Here is an 18375-nt window from a genome sequence, read left to right as displayed (position 1 = left end):
GGATACAGAAATCATCTTCTTGATGTTGCCTAACTTTTTTAAAAATGTCCTTTACAAAGGGTACAGATTATATTCCCAGGCCTCTTTTTTATTATTTTGATGTACCAAACATTTTGTCTGGATCCATAAATGCAGCTAATTCTTCATCATTCTCAGCATCTGCTGATGGTTCCTCATTACTAGTTCCCATATCGATGTAATCACCGAAATTAATACTGAAATCATCGTCTTGATCTTGCATTTCAATTGTATTAATTTGAGATTTTTTAAACTGAATTTGATTTTGCTTCTCTTTAAATTCATTGAATTCTTCAACTAAACCTTTAGACAAACGAGACGGTAATGCATCAGTTTTATAGAACGTATACACACTGCCCATAAAATCATTTTTACTAATTAAATACCCATTAAATACCGTACCGTTAATTGGTAATGTATTTGTAACTTCTACTTTTGCATCATCCATAAATGAATCATCAATATTCTTTTGTTCGTCTAGAATTGCAAGCATTCCAAAATGATGCACCTTTGAGGCCTCCAACTCACCATCATCGTTCTTTTTCACTAATTCTATAGGATGGTGGAAAGAACTTCCTTTCAACGATTCTGTGAACATATCTACTATTTCTTTACTATTTTCAATTTGATTCATATTGCGGGAAATTTTATTAATAACTAGACAACCAGTTTTCTCTAATAAAATACGTTTAAAGTCCTGAGAATCTAAAATAACAGATGTTCCTGCGCCATTAGAAGCTGTATTTAATTCATGGATGATTTCACCAATGCGCTGATTGGCATAGTCTCGTGAATTAGCAATACCTTTTTTCTCATTTTCGTTTAATCCCTTAAATTCATCATAGAAATGTTGGTTATCCGCGAAAATAACGAATGCAACACCTTTTGCTTGGTCATTTGCTAACTTCCAAATCTCTTGAGAGAATTTATTTACTTGTCTTAGTACATCAGGCCCATCGGCTCTTACAGGGAGTGTCACAACAATACCCATTTTAATAAAATCTTTACGCTCAATTGCATTATTGAATGCAATTCTTGCATACTTTTGTTGATTTGCTATTAATTCCTCTCTAGGAATTTTCATTGCCATACTTTTAAGTTCTTCAGCGATTATAGGTTTATTATGAAAAGCCGAGAATTCTTCAATTGCTTTAATGATTGTAGAAGTACCTGTTCCACCGCCTAAGCCAGCAAAAAATAGAACCAATTCATCTGTTGGTCTTACACGCTCTGTGATGAATTCCTTTAACTTTTCTTTCGCTTCATCATTTGATTCTAGTACTTTTACAGCACGTTCTGGATTCTTCCCTAGTCCGCCTAATTTTAGTGATACTTGGTTACTTGTAGGCACATTTTTTAATTCGGCTAAATCACCATCGTTACTATTTAAAGCAAGACAGTTGTACACAGATGTTCCATCCGTATGCTTATATTCGGCAAATTTATCTACCATTCTAGTTCCAGCTTGACCAAAACCAACCATTGTCATTTTTACCGCTACTTCGTTTTTCAGAAAGTTCTTCGCCATTATTTTATCTCTCCTTTTTCTTATCTATTGGTTTGTTTACGTCTTCCTAGTTCAATTAACACCTGCTGTCCTCTAATTGTTGAGATTAAAAATTTATAAGGATGCATAATCTTTTCAGTTATTAATGACATTGAAGATAATGTACTAACACTTACCTCAGCTGATCTTCTTGATATATTGGTTCGTTCAACCTCTAATGAGTACGATTTTCCCTTTAATTTCTTAACTCTCCTGTCAATTACAACATTACCTACTATTTCATTTATTGAGATGCCTCTCATATATTTTGTCTCTTGGTATTGTTTATTTACCGCAGATCCTATGTAATGAAATACATTATAAAGTATTTCGTCTTCTTCAAGAATGTCTGCAAACATGTTCACAACTTCATCAGGAAATTTAATTACTTTATACTTTTCGCTCAATACCTCGTTCAAGTTGCCTCCCCCTTAAAACGTTGGTTAATTATTCCTACGAATATATTACATTATTATAAAGCGTATATCAAGTCATTATATATAGCACTTACATATAAAGCGTGTAAGTATTAAAGTAGGCTGAAATGTTGATATATAAACACAAATTTATACGACGTATATGTACGATGTATGTTGTATATGTCAATTATAGGTTTCATGTAATTAACAATACCGTCTATAAAACTATAAATTCATTATTTAATTTGACATTCTTTTGAATAATCCTTTATAAAAAATATCAAATTACAAACATTTCAAGTTAAAAAACTTCACAAAGTATTCATACGCTTTATTTATAAGCTGTATTTATAAGCCCTATTTATAAGATGTATATATAAACCTTTAAAAACAAAGGTTTTGTAGTTCCTATATCAATTTCATATTAACATATTTAACACATTTTCTTTTTGCACAGCTTATATATAGGCTTTGTATGTAAGTTGTGCATGTAAAGGGTGTATATAATATAAAAAATCATTGCTTTGTTCATATTAAATGGTTTGATATGAACTTACTAGTTTAATAAAGAGATCTTCCTATTCATTTTTCTTTATTAATGTTTTTTCTACCATTTATATCTATTGATAAAGGAGCTCTGTCAATGTCATGTTATAGTTTCTCTTCTCTGTTATTAACTCCCATATTTACAAATTCAGTATCTCAAGTGTTAGGCTCTACACATTCACTTGTTAATCTCATATGTACACCATCTTTATAATTAACATATAGAGTCAATGTTAATAAATTTAACTAAATTTATTATATTTTTGTGTAAGTATAGATTTACTAATTGAATTATACATATTACTGTAAGCTACCAACTTAACAAAGCAATAGATACATTAAATGACGATTAGTTCTGTTCAAGAAATTGGACCTGTTGTATATTCTGGCAAGAAAGGGGAAGGGGGGATTGCTGACAAAGTGGAAAGTGACTCAGGATACATCAGAAAGTGAAGAAATGTTAAATGGACTAATTTTGTACATTGGAACCTGTGAATCTAGCAATGGTTATTAAGTTTTAGTTTGAAGAGTTAAAAGTAAATCGTATCCAATTTTCAGTTAGCGTAGAGAATATACGTTCTCAAAAAGCTGTTGAACGAATAGGAGCAACAAAAGAGGGAACTTTTCGTAAACATAGAGTAAAGGCAGACGGAACCATTCAAGACAATATATTTTACAGTATTATTAATGATGAATGGGAGTCAGTAAAAGAAAGATTTATTTATTAGAGAAAGCATACTGTTAGCCTCACCTCTTCTTTTTTAACGAATTCTGTCATTGTACAAGGGAAAGATGATAAAGAAAGGGATGTATACTTTAATACTCGTTGCACCATTTGGTTAAAAAGGTATCTAGATGAAAGAGATGATGAGGGGCTGTATTCGTCGTGCTTTCACGCCTGAATATTCCGAGTTTCTCCGCAATAACATTGTCAGGTGCCATAGCTTTACGCGGAAATTTTCTTTTGATACAAAGATTCTCCTGGAACGAGTCGCTAAAGAAATCACTGGGGCAAACACGATACAGATTGTAGATAGGATCGGCCAAACACTTCGTGAAAAATGAAGCAATGCTAAGAGAAATAGAGAACAAAGCGGATGCATTTTTCGGTAAGAAAAACTTTCAAACGAGCCTTATGCAATCTATTACCATACTTACTACTCAATAGGAAAAAATGCCTGTCACTCCCTGAGAAATGTCGAAGCTACAAAATTCATTCGACATTTCCAGGATAATGACAATGGATTATTTTTTATAATTCTATTTTCTGGTCACCACGTTTTTCTAGATTTTTAGCAGTTTTACTTTGTGCAACATCCTTTTGGTCTTTAAAGGTGCCCATGAGAAAATCATAGGCTGGGTTCGTGACACCATACCAGTAATTTTCATTTTTGAAGTGATGCCATAAATGAACCTTTTTCATCCATCGCCCCCATGGTGATATTGGTTGAAGGGGGCGATGCGCGATATAATGCTTCCACTCATAAAATAATAAAAAGAGCATAATACCTGCAATAAATGCGTTTGTCATGACCAAGCTGGATGAAAGAAAATAAAAAATTGCTCCTGAAATTGCAATGTTTGGCACACTATACCATAAGGGTAAAAATAATAAATGTAATTCATTCGGATTTGTATGGTGGTCATAATGTAAGCGCTTAAGCATTTTTAATAAAAATGCATTCTTTGGTGGCTTTAGATGAAAAATAAACCTGTGAGTAGCGTACTCAGCTAAGGAATACATAATCATTCCCAAAATAAAAGCACCCAAAATTCCGATAGAGGTTAAATGTAAAATCATAAATCCAAAGCTAATGAGGAAAAGACAGCTCATGATCAAAATATCAGGATAGGAAAAATACTCTTTAAAATATTTTAGTTTCATTTATCACGCCTCCAGCTTTCTTTATTTTTTTCTATCTTTCCAGAGAGCCAAGCTTTTCTCCAATGTTGTCTTACACAATCTTTCCGCTTCAATTGCATCTCCCTTTAATGCAGCTTTTAATAAGTCGTGATAATAGTTGAAGGACAACCCACGATGATCTTTTACAGAAAAATATCTTTTCGCCATATCTACATAAATGGAATCGAAGCTATTTAAAATGAGTAGAAAGATCGGATTGGCAGCAAGCCCAGCACACCTTTTTTGCAAATACCAATCAAATGCTGCATAGCTTTCTGCACTATCTTCAAGTTGCTCAAGATTGGCAAGGAGAGCAACCACTTTAGGTTGATTAAACGTAACAGCATCACGAATATAAGTCGGAGTCAACGAACTTCTAAATTCTAATAAATACATAATAAATTCATCTGTAATGGTATGATGATTCTCAACAATATTAATAAGTGTCGTTAGATTCCCATTGCTCCAATAATCATTAATAATCGCTGGCATTCCTTTTCTTCCTGTTATCCATCCACTCCTTCCTAAACGTTGAAGCGCCTCCCGAATAGTTGGGCGACCAACACCAAATTCTTTCGCAAGCTCTCTTTCCGGCGGTAAAGTACTTCCTACAGAATAAACACCAGCCAATATGGATCTAATTAATTCATTCTCAATTTTATCTGAGGAGCGTTCCTTTTCTTTCAAGCCATCGTCCCCTTTATTTTATGGTAATACATGTTAAAGATATTGGTAATACCAAAAAATTATATAACGTGTTTGAATTTTCCGTCAATAGGATTCATTAAAAAAGAGGAAACCATTTTCAAAGTGGTTTCCTCCTTTTTTGCTTACATAGACTCGATTATCATTTGTCTTTCATACCATTTTGTTAACTTATCATTAACACTGTTTGAAATCCGTTTCATTTTCTTATTACAGAATCTCGATAGTGTAGCAGGGGATAAGCCTAACTCATCTGCTATTTCGCGCATTGTTCTATTTTGATGCATATGTTGGTGCATAATTTTCTCTCTAATTAGCTCCTCAGTACTTACTGTACTATGAGCTATCGTATTTATAATCACATTATTTTCTTGCTTATCCGGAGTATCAATTACCTTTTTCTTTGCCAAACTCCCGATATTATCCATTAACTCTTTTGGTGGTAAAATGATGATTCCTAATTTTGAGTAATAATTCTTAAACCAGTTCCGTTCTCCAATTCTTGATTCATCAATTTCCTCAGCGTACTCCCAATGTGAAATAACTTTTTCTTTTTCTAAATCTATTAATACATTTTCTAATTGCTCACGAATACGGTGGGGGCGTCCCTTAGCTATATTAATCCCCATAACAGACAATAGTCCTTTTTCTCCATCAATTGAATATGGTCTTTTTAAATTACTGTACTGTTGTCGAATTCTCCATTGCCAAGATAAATAGCGAATTAGTCGCTTATGGAATTTGTGTCGATAACTATTATACTCCAATGCTTTTTTAGATAATAACGCTGTTGTGCTACTAGATCCGTATAAATACATCGACAAAAAGCTACCTGGCTTTATTCTACAAGATTCAATACCTACGTAATCATTGGTATTTTTATCTCTCCAAAGAACTACAGAATCTAAAACGAAAAGTCTTTTAATTATTTCACGTTTCATTTCAAATTGCTCACCAGTTTCTGCACGATCATTTAAAACCACGACTTCATTATCGTCATTTAAATAAATAAAGATACTCGCCAAAGCAGCTATACGTTGTGCAATTTTAATTTTATCTTCTGCACGATAATACTCTATACCATTTGCTGATGCTTTTGGAATATTACACATATCTAGTACATTTTCATAGCTGAAATCAATAAAATCATCTGGAGATTTCGCTTGATTCAACCACTGTATTGTAATTGTATCTAAACAGTCTGCGGTAAGATCATCCATGTTACTAATAACACCATCGACTAGTATTGACCATCTTTCTGCTTCATTGGTGTTTACTAGCCTTAAATCTTCATCCTTGTGTGATGATAGCTGAGCAACTCCGCTTGTATTTTTAGTTTCTAATGGTAAAACAGGTACTGCTCCTACTTCATCTTCTTCAAAGTGATTCTTGGCTATACCATCTCGTAGTTGATAATATACCGCATCATTACTTACAGGATAGTAATCCTCTTGTAGATCAATTGAATGCTCTTTTAACTTTTCATCTGTTGTATTAGATATTATAGCCGTTTCAACTTCTTCAGATGTACCTCCAAATTCTTGCTCTATTATTTTATCGAGTACATTTCGAATCTCAATTTTATATTTATCTAGATTTGCATATATGTGCAATAATGAAATCCCTTGTTCTTGTTTCTGACCTAACCAAGAGACAAGTGCTGAAAATGAAGGGGATATATTAGCTGAAGTTACTACTTTGTCATGATTTCCTTGTACTTCCTCATAATATCTATTCCACTTTTCCCATAGCTGCGTGTTCTTTTCATACATTGGAGCAGCAAGTAAAAGGGCATCGCTAAACAACACTAATACTTTCTCCATATTAAAAACCTCCTTACTAAATTCCCACCAATTAGAAATATAAATTATAGAACTTGAGACGTTATAGCTATATGGTGGCAACATAGCATATAAGTTGAAACGTTATCAGAATAATCTATATCGAGAAATGATTTATCGAACAGTATTTGTCCTATCAAGTAAACATTCTTGTACTTGTATTATATAAGACTGTACTTATTTGTAAAATTACTACTTTACACCACAATCTCCATGCGGGAAACCCATTTGGCATTAAATAGTGTAAATCATACTTTTAAAGTGAAACGTAATTGTCCCTTTTCTTACAAATGAAATAAAACATTATAGCGATATGATAACAATTACTTTCTGATCAAGAAACATCGATGAAATGTCGGTTTCATCTAAAAAATTCTGAAAGTCACTCTATACAATGATGCAAATACCTCTACTTTTATGAAACACCATAGCTGCATTGTGGCAAGTTCTATTAAAAACTTGAAACGGTTTAGCTTTATGGTGGCAAGTATATTCTCAACAAAAAATGCAAATGGATTGTCGGGTTTTATCTAACAAGAATTAACGGTATTTCATACTTCGATACGAATACCTCTACTTTTTTGAAATCCCATAGCTACATTGTGGCAAGTTCTATTAAAAACTTGAAACGGTTTAGCTTTATGGTGGCAAGTATATTCTCAACAAGAAATGCCAATGGATTGTCGGGTTTCATTTAACAAGAATTAACGGTATTTCATACTTCGATACGAATACCTCTACTTTTTTGAAATCCCATAGCTACATTGTGGCAAGTTCTATTAAAAACTTGAAACGGTTTAGCTTTATGGTGGCAAGTATATTCTCAACAAGAAATGCCAATGGATTGTCGGGTTTCATTTAACAAGAATTAACGGTATTTCATACTTCGATACGAATACCTCTACTTTTTTGAAATCCCATAGCTACATTGTGGCAAGTTCTATTAAAAACTTGAAACGGTTTAGCTTTATGGTGGCAAGTATATTCTCAACAAGAAATGCCAATGGACTGTCGGGTTTCATTTAACAAGAATTAACGGTATTTCATACTTCGATACGAATACCTCTACTTTTATGAAACCCTATAGCTACATTGTGGCAAGTATGTTCTGAACAAGAAATGCTAATGGATTGTTGAATTTCATTTAACAAGAATTAACGGTATTCCATATAGCGACACGAATACCTTTACTTTTATGAAACATCATAGCTACATTGTGGCAGGTACTATTGAAAACTTGAAACGTTATAGCTATATGGTGGCAACAACCCTTTAAATATGAAACATTAACGCACTAAAATCTGTTCATATAAAAAAAATATTTTTTATTTAAATTAGTGCTAAACATTGATATAAAGCCATTCCTTAAAAAAACTAAAAAATCCCAATGAAATGCTATAGCTATATGATGGCAACAACTTTTTTTAAAAAAAACCTATGAATCCATATGTAACAAGGGTTTAGGTACATTTCAAGCGCAATGAAACATTGATTTCAAACATGAAACGGCATAGCTTTATGATGGCAACAATCTAAAAAAAACATGAAACGTATATAGCTATATGATGGCAATAATCCTTTGACGTAAATTAACATGAAAAGGCTATACCACAACATTTATGAATGAATTCTACACATTATTTAGTCATTTCAAAACTTGAAACGTTATAGCTATATGGTGGCAACAACTTTTAACCCAAAGCACTAAAAAACCTATTATATCAAGGTTTAGGTGCTGTTTCATTAATTTCAGATACGTTTCATATTCAAAATACCTTATAGCTTTATGGTGGCCAAAAGATTTTTTTTGTGAAACGTTGAATCCCTTGTGCCTCTAAGGATGAGGCTGCGTTTCACATTTTTGATTTTCCTCTTAAAGAGACACATTTCACCAAGATTCGATTTGATATAATCAAAATTGAATTTTTATATCCTATTTAGGTAAAAACTGAAACTCATAATAAGAGGAGGTGAAAAAGATGGCTAAACCTTTCGTTATAAAGAACAAACGTAGTTTAAATGGTGAAACAACAACTCCAGTATTAGTAACAATTAAAGCATGGCAAAAATTAGTGGAAGCTTTAGAAGGCAAATACTATAGCTTTAAAGATACATATCTAGAAGATATCGTAAATTCAATGTCTTACGAGGAACGAATTGCAGATGAAGAAGGGTTTGTTGAAAAAGCCAAACCATCTTTTTCACTTCAAATGAAAAATCTCTTCACTAAAGCAAATGGTAGAAAGCATAAGCTATATGGTATTACTAATGCAGATCTAGAAGTATTTCTATTTCTACATAAAAAATGTAATACCTATGGTGAACTTTCTCATGTTTCCATTCACATGCTTTGGGAGGACTACAAAAACTATAAAGAAGCATTTTCACATATTCATCATTCACAATTCTATGTTGCGTTGAAAAAGCTTAGCTTACACAACATCATTGAAATTGAGAATGAGTACAGTGGTAAATATAAAATTACATTAACTGATTTTATGAACAAGGAAACGAATAAAGCGAATCCTTACACGTTTATCAGCCCAATTGTATTTACAAAAGAGTTCTTCGATTTATCCATTGCTGCTAAAAAGCTATTTATTGATATCGCAATGCAGCAAAAACGAGAAACTACTTTGAAACGTTCACTATACAAATTTGATGAACAAGGACAACAGACTCATTTTGGCGGTATGTATCGCTTCTTACATAAGAAATACCCACATCAGATACGTTCTGTAATGGCTGAATTAACAACTAAATCTACTGCTACTGGATCTTCTTTGTTTAAAATTTGCAAATTAGAAAAAGGGAAAAAGAATAAAAAGCAGTATACAACACTGTATTTATCTGTACACCCTGATTTCTTGTGTAATAAGGAAGTAGGGGAAGAGTATCGCGATCCATTTACACCAAGACTTACATATAAACGTAAAGCTAAGTTCATTGAAGAATCGTTAGTTGAAATGAATATTGCAGAATTTACAAAAGATATAAACCAATTTGTAAATGTCTTAAAACATTCCTGTCATCGTCAAATCCGCCAAGTGATTCGTGGATTACGCGAAATGATTGATAGACAAGAGGGTTTCCCTAAAAATCTTGTTTATACACTAAGCAAATTATTAAAGCAGTCTTCACAATATCGCGTATTAGATACGGCTGCTAAAACAGGTATTTATTCTCTGATTACACATAATGTACCGAAAGAAAAGCAAGAAGATGCGTTATTTAAATTTGGTACTCACTTTGCTATATATTCATTGCAAAATGTTAAGAAGTTATTCTGTAAAGCGCATGACCTTCTTCATTCTACATATGCGGTTCCTGTGACTGAAGAAGCATACCATCGTAATTATATGCAGTATCAAGAAGAAACACTATTTAGGAAGTATGCTTTTGAGCAAGGAGTAAATGTTAACTCATATATTGCATTAGAAATTAAAATTCGTGAATTATTAAAATCTCATGGCCATAAAGAACATCATATTCCAAGTGATATTCGCGAACTGTTCATTGAAAAAATAGATAGATTGCCTAAGGAAAAAATCCGCGTAATTGAAGTTCCTAAAGACTTTAATTTAATCGATTTTCTTCATTCCTTAGAAGCTTATTACCGTAAAAATAGTGAAACACCATGCACGGTAGATCAGCTGCTTCCTGCAATGTAAAATTACATGCTCTCCTTTTTTGAAAAATCAAAGACGGAGGGCTATTCGTGCTGAAATTAGAAATTATATTCGTACTATCCAAACATAAAAGAGAGAGATTCTTAAATTTGAGTTAGAATACCTCTCTTTTTTTATACACTTCCATACAAAATTCCTAAAATATAATCAGTAATTCACAATTTCACTTTACATTTTTCTGAACATTCGCTCTCTTATTACGATTTAATCTACTAAAAATCGTAAATATATATATAAATTCAGTGGATATCTTAATAATATTGTCCAAATGTGTACAATAAAATAGCTCAAAGCTTTATTTATAAACGTTTTATATATAAAGCTACTTAAAATCAGAATGTTTTTTGTTAATAATGTTGATTTACTGAATTATGTCTATAACTTACTTCTAAATGTTAATAAAATGTGGGTTATTTTATAGCGTATGTGGAAATCATGTTATTAATTTAAGCTAGACTGCCATTAATCTTATATACACTTTTACGCATCAAAATGATGCTGATTATATGTAGGTTAAGTAATTCAACTTTATGATATTTTGTATATTTAGAGCGGCGTAAAAAGCAATAAATACATTTCCAATAAGTGTTTTTTTCGATTTTTTATGGTTCTATAACTTTGCAGACACTGTTATTACTGAGTTTGTAAGCCATTTTTCATAAGTATAATAGTTTTATCTTTATATTCTTTTTATATAAAAGATATATATTATATTAGGTTTTAACGTACTATCCGAAAAATGCGCATCTCTTGATTATCTAAAAGGTAATAGTCTTTCACTAAGTAAAAATAAATTTAAATACTTGAAGTTACTGATAGTATTATTTTATAAAAGATGTGTAATCAGTATGAAAAGGAAAATTAGTTCAAATAGAAGCATTATCAGTATGAACTAAAGGGAAGAGATGTATTAATTGCTCAGACAACAATTATACGCTGAGTTTATCCATATAGGCCTTAATTAGAAGAGACAATGCAATATCATCTTAAATGAACAAACAACTCATGAGGAGTCGATAAAACCTATATTAGAGTAAAAAGAAAACTTATTTTGTCGAACAAGTCTGTCTAAGATCAAAAACACTTTATGAATAAAGTGTTTGTTTTAGCTTCATAAGCTAAACATGTAGAAAAAATTGCTACTCTATGTTTTTATAATTTAATTTTGTATCAGAACCATCCAATATTAAATTATAAAAATTATGGAAACCATTTGAAGTTTACAAGATTCCCTTTGTATATTGAAAATATGCCAAGCTTTCTAAAGAAATGACAAAAAATATAGAATACTATATTTAATAAATCTTGTTTTAGAAATTAAAATAAATAAAAACATTAGAATTAATTTTTGATCTTTCATACTTACTACAGCAAGCTATTGAAGATTTAAGCTTAGTAAATTTCAAAGTTAATCCATTGGTAAATAAATGAATATTCAGTATCTATTAAATGTAATTTCTATAGTAGAGTTACCTGGAAACAAATAAAGTAATCAAGTTGTCGGGGATGGGAAAATTGATTGTAGAACAAAGGGAGTATAATCCACATAAAAATTTCATAGAAATTCGATTTCGGATAGAAGGATATGAGGAAACTGGCTTTACGTTTAAGGCACAAGAAAAAGGAAAGCCAGGTGTTCAATTACCTGTCAAAGTGTTGTATGAAGAGAATGGGAATTACGTGATAGAAGTCAAAGAATTATCTCCAAATTGGGGAGCTTTAGCTTTAGATATTTACAATAAAAACAGTAAAAAAGAACAAATGGATATTCGGAAGTTTACACAAGATGTTAACGAGTACGAAGAAGAAAATGCAAGTACAAAGAGTCCCAATAAACTTGTTCAGACGATTTTTACCGATCAAAGAAAAACAAAAGCAAATGATGAATTGTTAGCTGAAAATAAAAAAACATATGAGTTAGATTTTATAGAAAGAGACAAAAAAGATATTGAAACAAAGATCGAAAATTATGGGAAAGCAATCAAGCTTGAAGAAGAAAATGGGAAGACAGTTTTTGAGAAAGTAAAAGAACTAAAAGATGAAATGAAGTACCAAACCGAAGCGGAAAAAACGGAAACCCAATCGAAAATATCATCTTTAGAATCCAAAATAAAATCATCAGAAAAGAACATTGAATTGTTTAAAGGAGAACAAAAAATCGCACGAGATAAGATCAAAAAATTAGAGCAAAAGGCACAAGAAATTAATAAAAATTGAAAAAGTCATGTCGTCAGTGAATACTCACCAGTGAAATTTGAGTACTCATTGAGTGCTCATTTGGTGGTTTTTGTGTGCTCACTAAGTACTCATGTGTTTGATTTGGGTCATCAGTGAGTACTCACCTGGAGGATTTTCTTGCCCCCATCGTTTTGCTAGGCTCCGCCTAGCCCCACACCCTCGGTGGGGGCAAAAACCCCTTATGCTCTTCTCACTATTTTTTGATCTCTACCCTGAATTGCAGAAAGGAGAGGGAAAAGTGGAAATTAGAATTAGAGAAGTAGATCCAATTGCCGTAAAGAAAATAGATGAAATTGCAAAGAGGAAAGGATTATCCAGGCAGAAATTTTTGAAAGACCAAATTGAAATGCTGGCATTTTTTCAGCAACAAAATAAAAGAGAAATGGAATTAGAAAATATCATCCAAAAGAACATCCATATGATGAATGATTGTTATAGCGAAATGAAAAAAATGAATGAGTTTATACAACTCATGATGCAGGATGATGAAAATGAGTAATGCCGTTCCTGTTCATTCTTCCACCACACCTGGTGTTGTTTTAAAAACAAAATTTGTGTTACCAGGTTCCGATGCATTTCAGAACTATATTGAGTATGTAGATCGGGAAGAAGCAAAAAGTGAAGTGAAGCTGAATCCGAAAATGTTTGAAACGTATCAAGACTATATGGGGAATCCAGAAAAGACATCGGCACTGTTTACGGAACACGCAAATCGTTTAACAGAAAGTGAGAAAAAATCCTTAAAGGAAATGTTTAAAACCGCTCACGAAAATGGAAGTATTATGTGGCAGGATGTCATTTCTTTTCATAATCCTTGGCTAGAGGAACAAGGCATATATGATGAGAAAAATAAAACATTGGATGAAAAAAAGTTAATGGATGTGACACGGCTTGCGATGAAGGAAATGCAGAAAAGGGAGGGGTTAGAAAAAAGTTCTACCTGGTCGGCAGCCATTCATTTTAATACGGATAACATTCATATTCATGTGGCAACTGTTGAACTATTTCCAACGAGAGAACGTGGCAAAAGAAAACCCAAAACATTGGATGCGATGAGGGGAAAAGTCGTAAACAATTTGTTAGATCGTAAGCAGGAACAAAAACAAATTAATGATCTGATTCGAAATAATATGGTGGGAAGTAAAAAAGAAGATTCCGTTTTTGATTGGCGCAATCAACATTTGAAACCATTGTTTTTACAAATCTATAAACAGTTACCAAGTGATAAAAGACAGTGGCAGTATAGCTACAATACCATTCAGCCATTAAAGCCGGAAATTGATGAATTAAGCAGGAGATATATTCAACATCATCATAAAAAAGATTACGATCAGTTTCTCCAAAAGTTAGATAAAGAAGTGCAAGTTTTTAAAGAAGCATATGGGGAAGGCAAGTATGATAAGAAGCAATATGAAAATTACAAAACGAATAAAATTAATGACTTGCATAAAAGAATGGGGAACGCCTTTTTACAAGAAATGAAGGCATACGATAAAGAACAAAAGAGAATCCATCACATAAAAAAATCAAAGCCGTTTCAAAAATTTCAACAGAATGTATCTATTCAGTATTCCATGAAAAAAGTAGAACGTGCTTTTAAAAGTGAATATGAAAGTTGGAAGAACCAAAAGTATTATGAGCGTATGCAAAAAGAGAGTGCATATCAAAATGAAAGGGGTTATTAAATGAGTACAATTAGAAGACAGGTAATGATGGATCAAGAGACAGAGGATTATATAAAGGATTATATGGAGGAACACGGAATTCGATATACAGGGGAAGCAATGGGAAGAATTTGCAAGGAGCATGAAGCAGCAAAAAGCACAGAATGGTCACTAAATTATGTAACGGAAGTCGTATCGAATAACCTACACGATGTGTTAAAAAGTGAGCTAACAAAAATTCGTCTTGGTGCAAATAGTGCGGATCGAAATACACAAGTTTTAATTGAATTAATGAATGGATACTTCTTTGCCAATGACTTAGATTTAGAGAGTATTATTACTACGGATAAAATAGAAGTCGGTGGCGTGAAAATGGCAAAGGAAGTCGTAGCGGAACGAATTAGTCATGCGAGACAAAAACGTATAGATCACGAGGCAACAAAGAACAATGTAACATAAGCTACATTGTTCTTTGTTATAAAAAATAGGAGGTTATTAGGATGTTATTATTTCATGAAGATATCGCATTAGGAGTCATTAAAGAAATTGGAGAAGATGATATTGTGTTACTTGTAAAAGATGAAGAATTAACAATTAAAATTACAAGAGAACAAGTGAGAGAACTGGCAATCCATGTCATGAATCAAGAAAATATGTTAGTTCCGGTTAATGTAAAAACTCATGAGCTTTTCTTTGACACAACGGAAAGATGGAATGAAGAAGATATGGAGGAATTGCAAAGAGCAAGTGAAAGAGTAGGAGAAGATCATGAGTAAAAGTTATAAGAAAAAGTATCAAACGAAATCACCGGAAGAAAAGAAAGAAGCGGTGCAAGCTTTAACAAAAAAGATGGAAAAAAGTATAGAAGGCTATTTTCGTACACCGGGAGATTTGAAAGATTATTTATCGTTTATGGCAAAGTTTTATCACTATTCACCATCTAATATTTCATTAATACAGAGTCAATTTGAAGGAGCCAAGGCAGTTGGTTCCTTTTCTTTTTGGAAAGAAAAAGGGTTTGCGGTTAAGAAGGGTGAGAAAGGAATCCAGATCCTTGTTCCAAACAGAACTATAGCAAAATTTAAAGACAAAGAAGGCACTTGGAAAACAGTAACTCAAGCAAGTGAGGAAGAGAAAAAACAAATCGAATCTAAAAGCGTAGAAGTGATACCTGGTCGCTTATATTTTGCTGTCTGCCATGTGTTTGATGTGTCGCAGACAAACGCAAAAGCAGAAGATCTACCTCGTATTTTTCCGAATCACTGGCTAGAAGGAAGTGTAAAAGATTACAAGAGTTTGTATAGAGGAATGGAAGCTGTTGCGGAAAAGAACGGTGTGAAAATTATTGAGCCGAAGCAAGAACTTGGGGTCGCAAAGGGGGTTAGTTATACCTTAACAAAAGAAGTTGCTTTGAATCCACGAAACAGTGAATTACAAAATGTAAAAACACTTCTTCATGAATTGGCACATGCAAAACTTCATACAGCAGAGACACATATGAATTACACAGCACCAGAAAAAGAGTTTCAAGCAGAAATGACGGCTTATGCCGTATCTTCTTATTTTGGGATTGATACAAGCGAATATTCCTTAGGGTATTTAGCAAGCTGGACGCAAGGAAAAGAAATGAAAGATAAAACGAAATTATTGAAAGAAGTACATGAAACTTCAATTGAATTTATTGAAACAATTGAAAACACATTAGAAAAGGAAAAAGAAAAAACAAATGAAAAAGAGGTGGAAGGTATGGCAAATAGAAATGAAAAACAGGATGAAAAAAACATTTTACTGGTGGAATACATGAGTTTAAGTAACACGACACAAGAGCTTGTTTCCGTTACAGAGTTAAGGGAGCAGGCAGATAGAAATCGAGCGTTTGAGCCTGTAGAAGGTGGAGAAAAATTGAGTGATAAGGAATATATAGATGCATTTAACGTGGCAAATCAAGAAAAGTATGCAGCACTAAATCAGGATGAAATTAATCGTCCAACTATGTTAGTTCAATGGAGCGACAACGAAAATATTAAGAACAATCAACTGATCCCATTTGGAGAAGCCAATGAAAAAATGGCTGAAGTCATTTCAAGTATTGAAAAAGCAAGGGAAGAAGCTAGAGAAAGAGGTGAAACCATCCCTTACAATCAAGCTCGTTATCATATTGCCATTCCAAAAGAAGTAGATAGGGATTTTGGGAGAATGGAGCTTGTGAGTATGGATCGTTTGGATATGGGGGATGGGGACTACAAGACACCGTATGAACAAGTATTAAACGAGAAAAGGTATCTATCGGATGATGTGAAACAAGCGTTACGAGATGAGGTAGTGAATCATAGAAATAACAAAGAAATACCGATGGAAAAAGCACAGGAAAATACATTAGAAAAATCGAAAGAGACACCCCATCACTTAGTTACAATTGAAGTATTAGCAAACGGTATGCAAGATGAAGAACTTGCAAGAATACACATGATGGATGGGGTTACGAAAGATATTAATTATTTATCAGTATGGAACCAAGATAAAACAGATCGGGAAGATTTATATGTTTCTTTAATGGAGAAAAACGGAGAACGAGAAAATGTCTATTTGGATAACATTTTGAAGCCGGATTTATATGAAAAAGTTCAAAGTTCTATTTTTGATGGCAGAGGAAATTTGTCATTTGTCATTCATGAAAAAGATGCAAAAATGAGTCTGGATGAAATCGTAAAAGACGAACGATATGGACTCTTAGTTGATAAAGCGGAGGAACAAAAAGATCATTCGTTTAATGAAAAAGAAGTGGAATTGTATAAAGAAATGAAAAAGGAAGGATATGCACCTATTGCCTCTTTAGATCAACAAATTCAACCTTCAAAAGAAAAAGAGGCAACTACATTAGATAAGGATTTAAGCTGGAAATACGAAGCATACAGACGTTCACAATATGAAGAAACACCAGATAATATTGATAGTATTGTCACTCGTGTAAAAGCTGAAGAGCGATATTATACAACAAAGTATGTTTCGATTGATAATGAGCTGGTAAGCCAGGAACACGTAGTGAAATTAGAAAACCAGGTGGATGAGAAGCTTGGGAAAGAAGGAATAACGGTGAATCAGTCTACAACTTCAAAGGAAATAGATGTAGATAAAAAATTTCAGCCATTAAACGGAAAACAAACGAATAGTAAAGAAAAAGACAAGGAGCCAGATCCTGGTAATGTAGAGCAGCCAAAGGCTACAAAAAAATCAGGTAGGAAAAACGGAACAATGGAAATGGAACGATGAAAAATTTTATAACAGGAAAAACAGATTGAATCATTTTTTGTTACTCAATTGAGAAAACGGAAAGTGATTTTTTTATGTCTAGAAATGAAAGAGGGTACATGTAAAAGCCCTCTTTCTTGTTTTTAGAACGAAAGGAGTGAAAAAGAATGGGAAACATTGTGGAAATCGTAGACATTGATTACAAGGGCGTTTGGGCAGAAAAAAGAGATCCCAAAGAGCTTATTTTCATTTCGTTATCTAACGAAGAAATTCAAGCCGTACGTGAAATGCTGTCGGAACAAAAACCATTATATGTGTTCTTACAGAAGGAACTAGAATGGAAGGTTATGTCATGAATGTATGGCTGTTTGCAGGCTGTATGTTTCTTGTGGCTGTCTCTTTGAACGTATTGTTGTTATTTGGTCAAAGAATCGTGAAAAAGCTGAGGATCAAGAAACAGAACCATAAAGCTGAAATTGTAGATTAAGAGAAAAGGACTATGAAACGGAATAGTCCTCTTTTTTATTTCATTTTATAGAGTAAAGGGGGAATTCCGT

General features: G+C 32.8%; 13 protein-coding genes and 1 pseudogene. 9 read left to right on the top strand and 5 right to left on the bottom strand.

The genetic code is table 11. The features are described from left to right. Positions 1–91: 91 nt before the first annotated feature. Both MHI07_RS26560 and MHI07_RS26555 read right to left on the bottom strand, forming a co-directional pair. The gene (locus MHI07_RS26560; protein ID WP_215582652.1) at positions 92–1546 is read right to left on the bottom strand and encodes a cell division protein FtsZ; all 1455 of its coding nucleotides are present in this window, start codon (positions 1544–1546) and stop codon (positions 92–94) included. A 20-nt stretch (positions 1547–1566) separates the two neighbouring features. After that, positions 1567–1983 carry a hypothetical protein gene (locus MHI07_RS26555; protein ID WP_098395112.1) on the bottom strand — a complete coding sequence of 139 codons (417 nt, stop codon included), beginning with the start codon at positions 1981–1983 and terminating at the stop codon, positions 1567–1569. Positions 1984–3284: 1301 nt separating this feature from the next. Between MHI07_RS26555 and MHI07_RS26550 the strand changes: the two are divergent. After that, positions 3285–3401, top strand: a pseudogene (locus MHI07_RS26550) (integrase); the annotation flags it as partial. Between the two features lie 380 nt (positions 3402–3781). On the opposite strand, the gene MHI07_RS26545 reads toward MHI07_RS26550, so the two are convergent. From MHI07_RS26545 to MHI07_RS26535, 3 genes are all read right to left on the bottom strand, one after another. Further along, the gene (locus tag MHI07_RS26545) at positions 3782–4414 is read right to left on the bottom strand and encodes a sterol desaturase family protein (RefSeq protein ID WP_340826981.1); all 633 of its coding nucleotides are present in this window, start codon (positions 4412–4414) and stop codon (positions 3782–3784) included. A gap of 21 nt (positions 4415–4435) precedes the next feature. Then, positions 4436–5119, bottom strand: a complete 684-nt coding sequence (locus MHI07_RS26540) for a GntR family transcriptional regulator (protein WP_215582972.1) — start codon at positions 5117–5119, stop codon at positions 4436–4438. Between the two features lie 143 nt (positions 5120–5262). Further along, positions 5263–6960 carry an AraC family transcriptional regulator gene (locus tag MHI07_RS26535; protein ID WP_070142970.1) on the bottom strand — a complete coding sequence of 566 codons (1698 nt, stop codon included), beginning with the start codon at positions 6958–6960 and terminating at the stop codon, positions 5263–5265. Between the two features lie 1997 nt (positions 6961–8957). Between MHI07_RS26535 and MHI07_RS26530 the strand changes: the two genes are divergently transcribed. The 8 genes from MHI07_RS26530 (at position 8958) to MHI07_RS26495 (ending at position 18174) form a co-directional block, all read left to right on the top strand. After that, positions 8958–10649 carry a hypothetical protein gene (locus tag MHI07_RS26530; RefSeq protein WP_215582971.1) on the top strand — a complete coding sequence of 564 codons (1692 nt, stop codon included), beginning with the start codon at positions 8958–8960 and terminating at the stop codon, positions 10647–10649. A 1524-nt stretch (positions 10650–12173) separates the two neighbouring features. Beyond that, a complete protein-coding gene (locus MHI07_RS26525) occupies positions 12174–12884 on the top strand; it encodes a hypothetical protein (protein ID WP_340826979.1) in 711 nt (236 codons plus the stop codon). Between the two features lie 259 nt (positions 12885–13143). Beyond that, positions 13144–13404, top strand: a complete 261-nt coding sequence (locus MHI07_RS26520; protein ID WP_016102512.1) for a hypothetical protein — start codon at positions 13144–13146, stop codon at positions 13402–13404. Next, positions 13397–14590, top strand: a complete 1194-nt coding sequence (gene mobP2 / locus MHI07_RS26515; protein WP_215582967.1) for a MobP2 family relaxase — start codon at positions 13397–13399, stop codon at positions 14588–14590. Before MHI07_RS26520 ends, mobP2 begins: the two co-directional genes overlap by 8 nt. Continuing rightward, complete coding sequence (locus MHI07_RS26510; protein WP_215582963.1) at positions 14591–15028, top strand: hypothetical protein; 438 nt, start codon at positions 14591–14593, stop codon at positions 15026–15028. Between the two features lie 41 nt (positions 15029–15069). Next, positions 15070–15345, top strand: a complete 276-nt coding sequence (locus tag MHI07_RS26505) for a hypothetical protein (RefSeq protein WP_215582961.1) — start codon at positions 15070–15072, stop codon at positions 15343–15345. Next, the gene (locus tag MHI07_RS26500; RefSeq protein WP_340826978.1) at positions 15338–17839 is read left to right on the top strand and encodes an LPD25 domain-containing protein; all 2502 of its coding nucleotides are present in this window, start codon (positions 15338–15340) and stop codon (positions 17837–17839) included. Before MHI07_RS26505 ends, MHI07_RS26500 begins: the two co-directional genes overlap by 8 nt. Before the next feature lie 146 nt (positions 17840–17985). Further along, positions 17986–18174 carry a hypothetical protein gene (locus MHI07_RS26495; protein ID WP_215582958.1) on the top strand — a complete coding sequence of 63 codons (189 nt, stop codon included), beginning with the start codon at positions 17986–17988 and terminating at the stop codon, positions 18172–18174. Positions 18175–18375 lie beyond the last annotated feature (201 nt).

Source organism: Bacillus sp. FSL H8-0545 (assembly GCF_038006105.1).
GTDB classification, from domain to species: Bacteria; Bacillota; Bacilli; order Bacillales; family Bacillaceae_G; genus Bacillus_A; species Bacillus_A cereus_U.
This window is presented reverse-complemented; position numbering and strand designations above follow the sequence as displayed.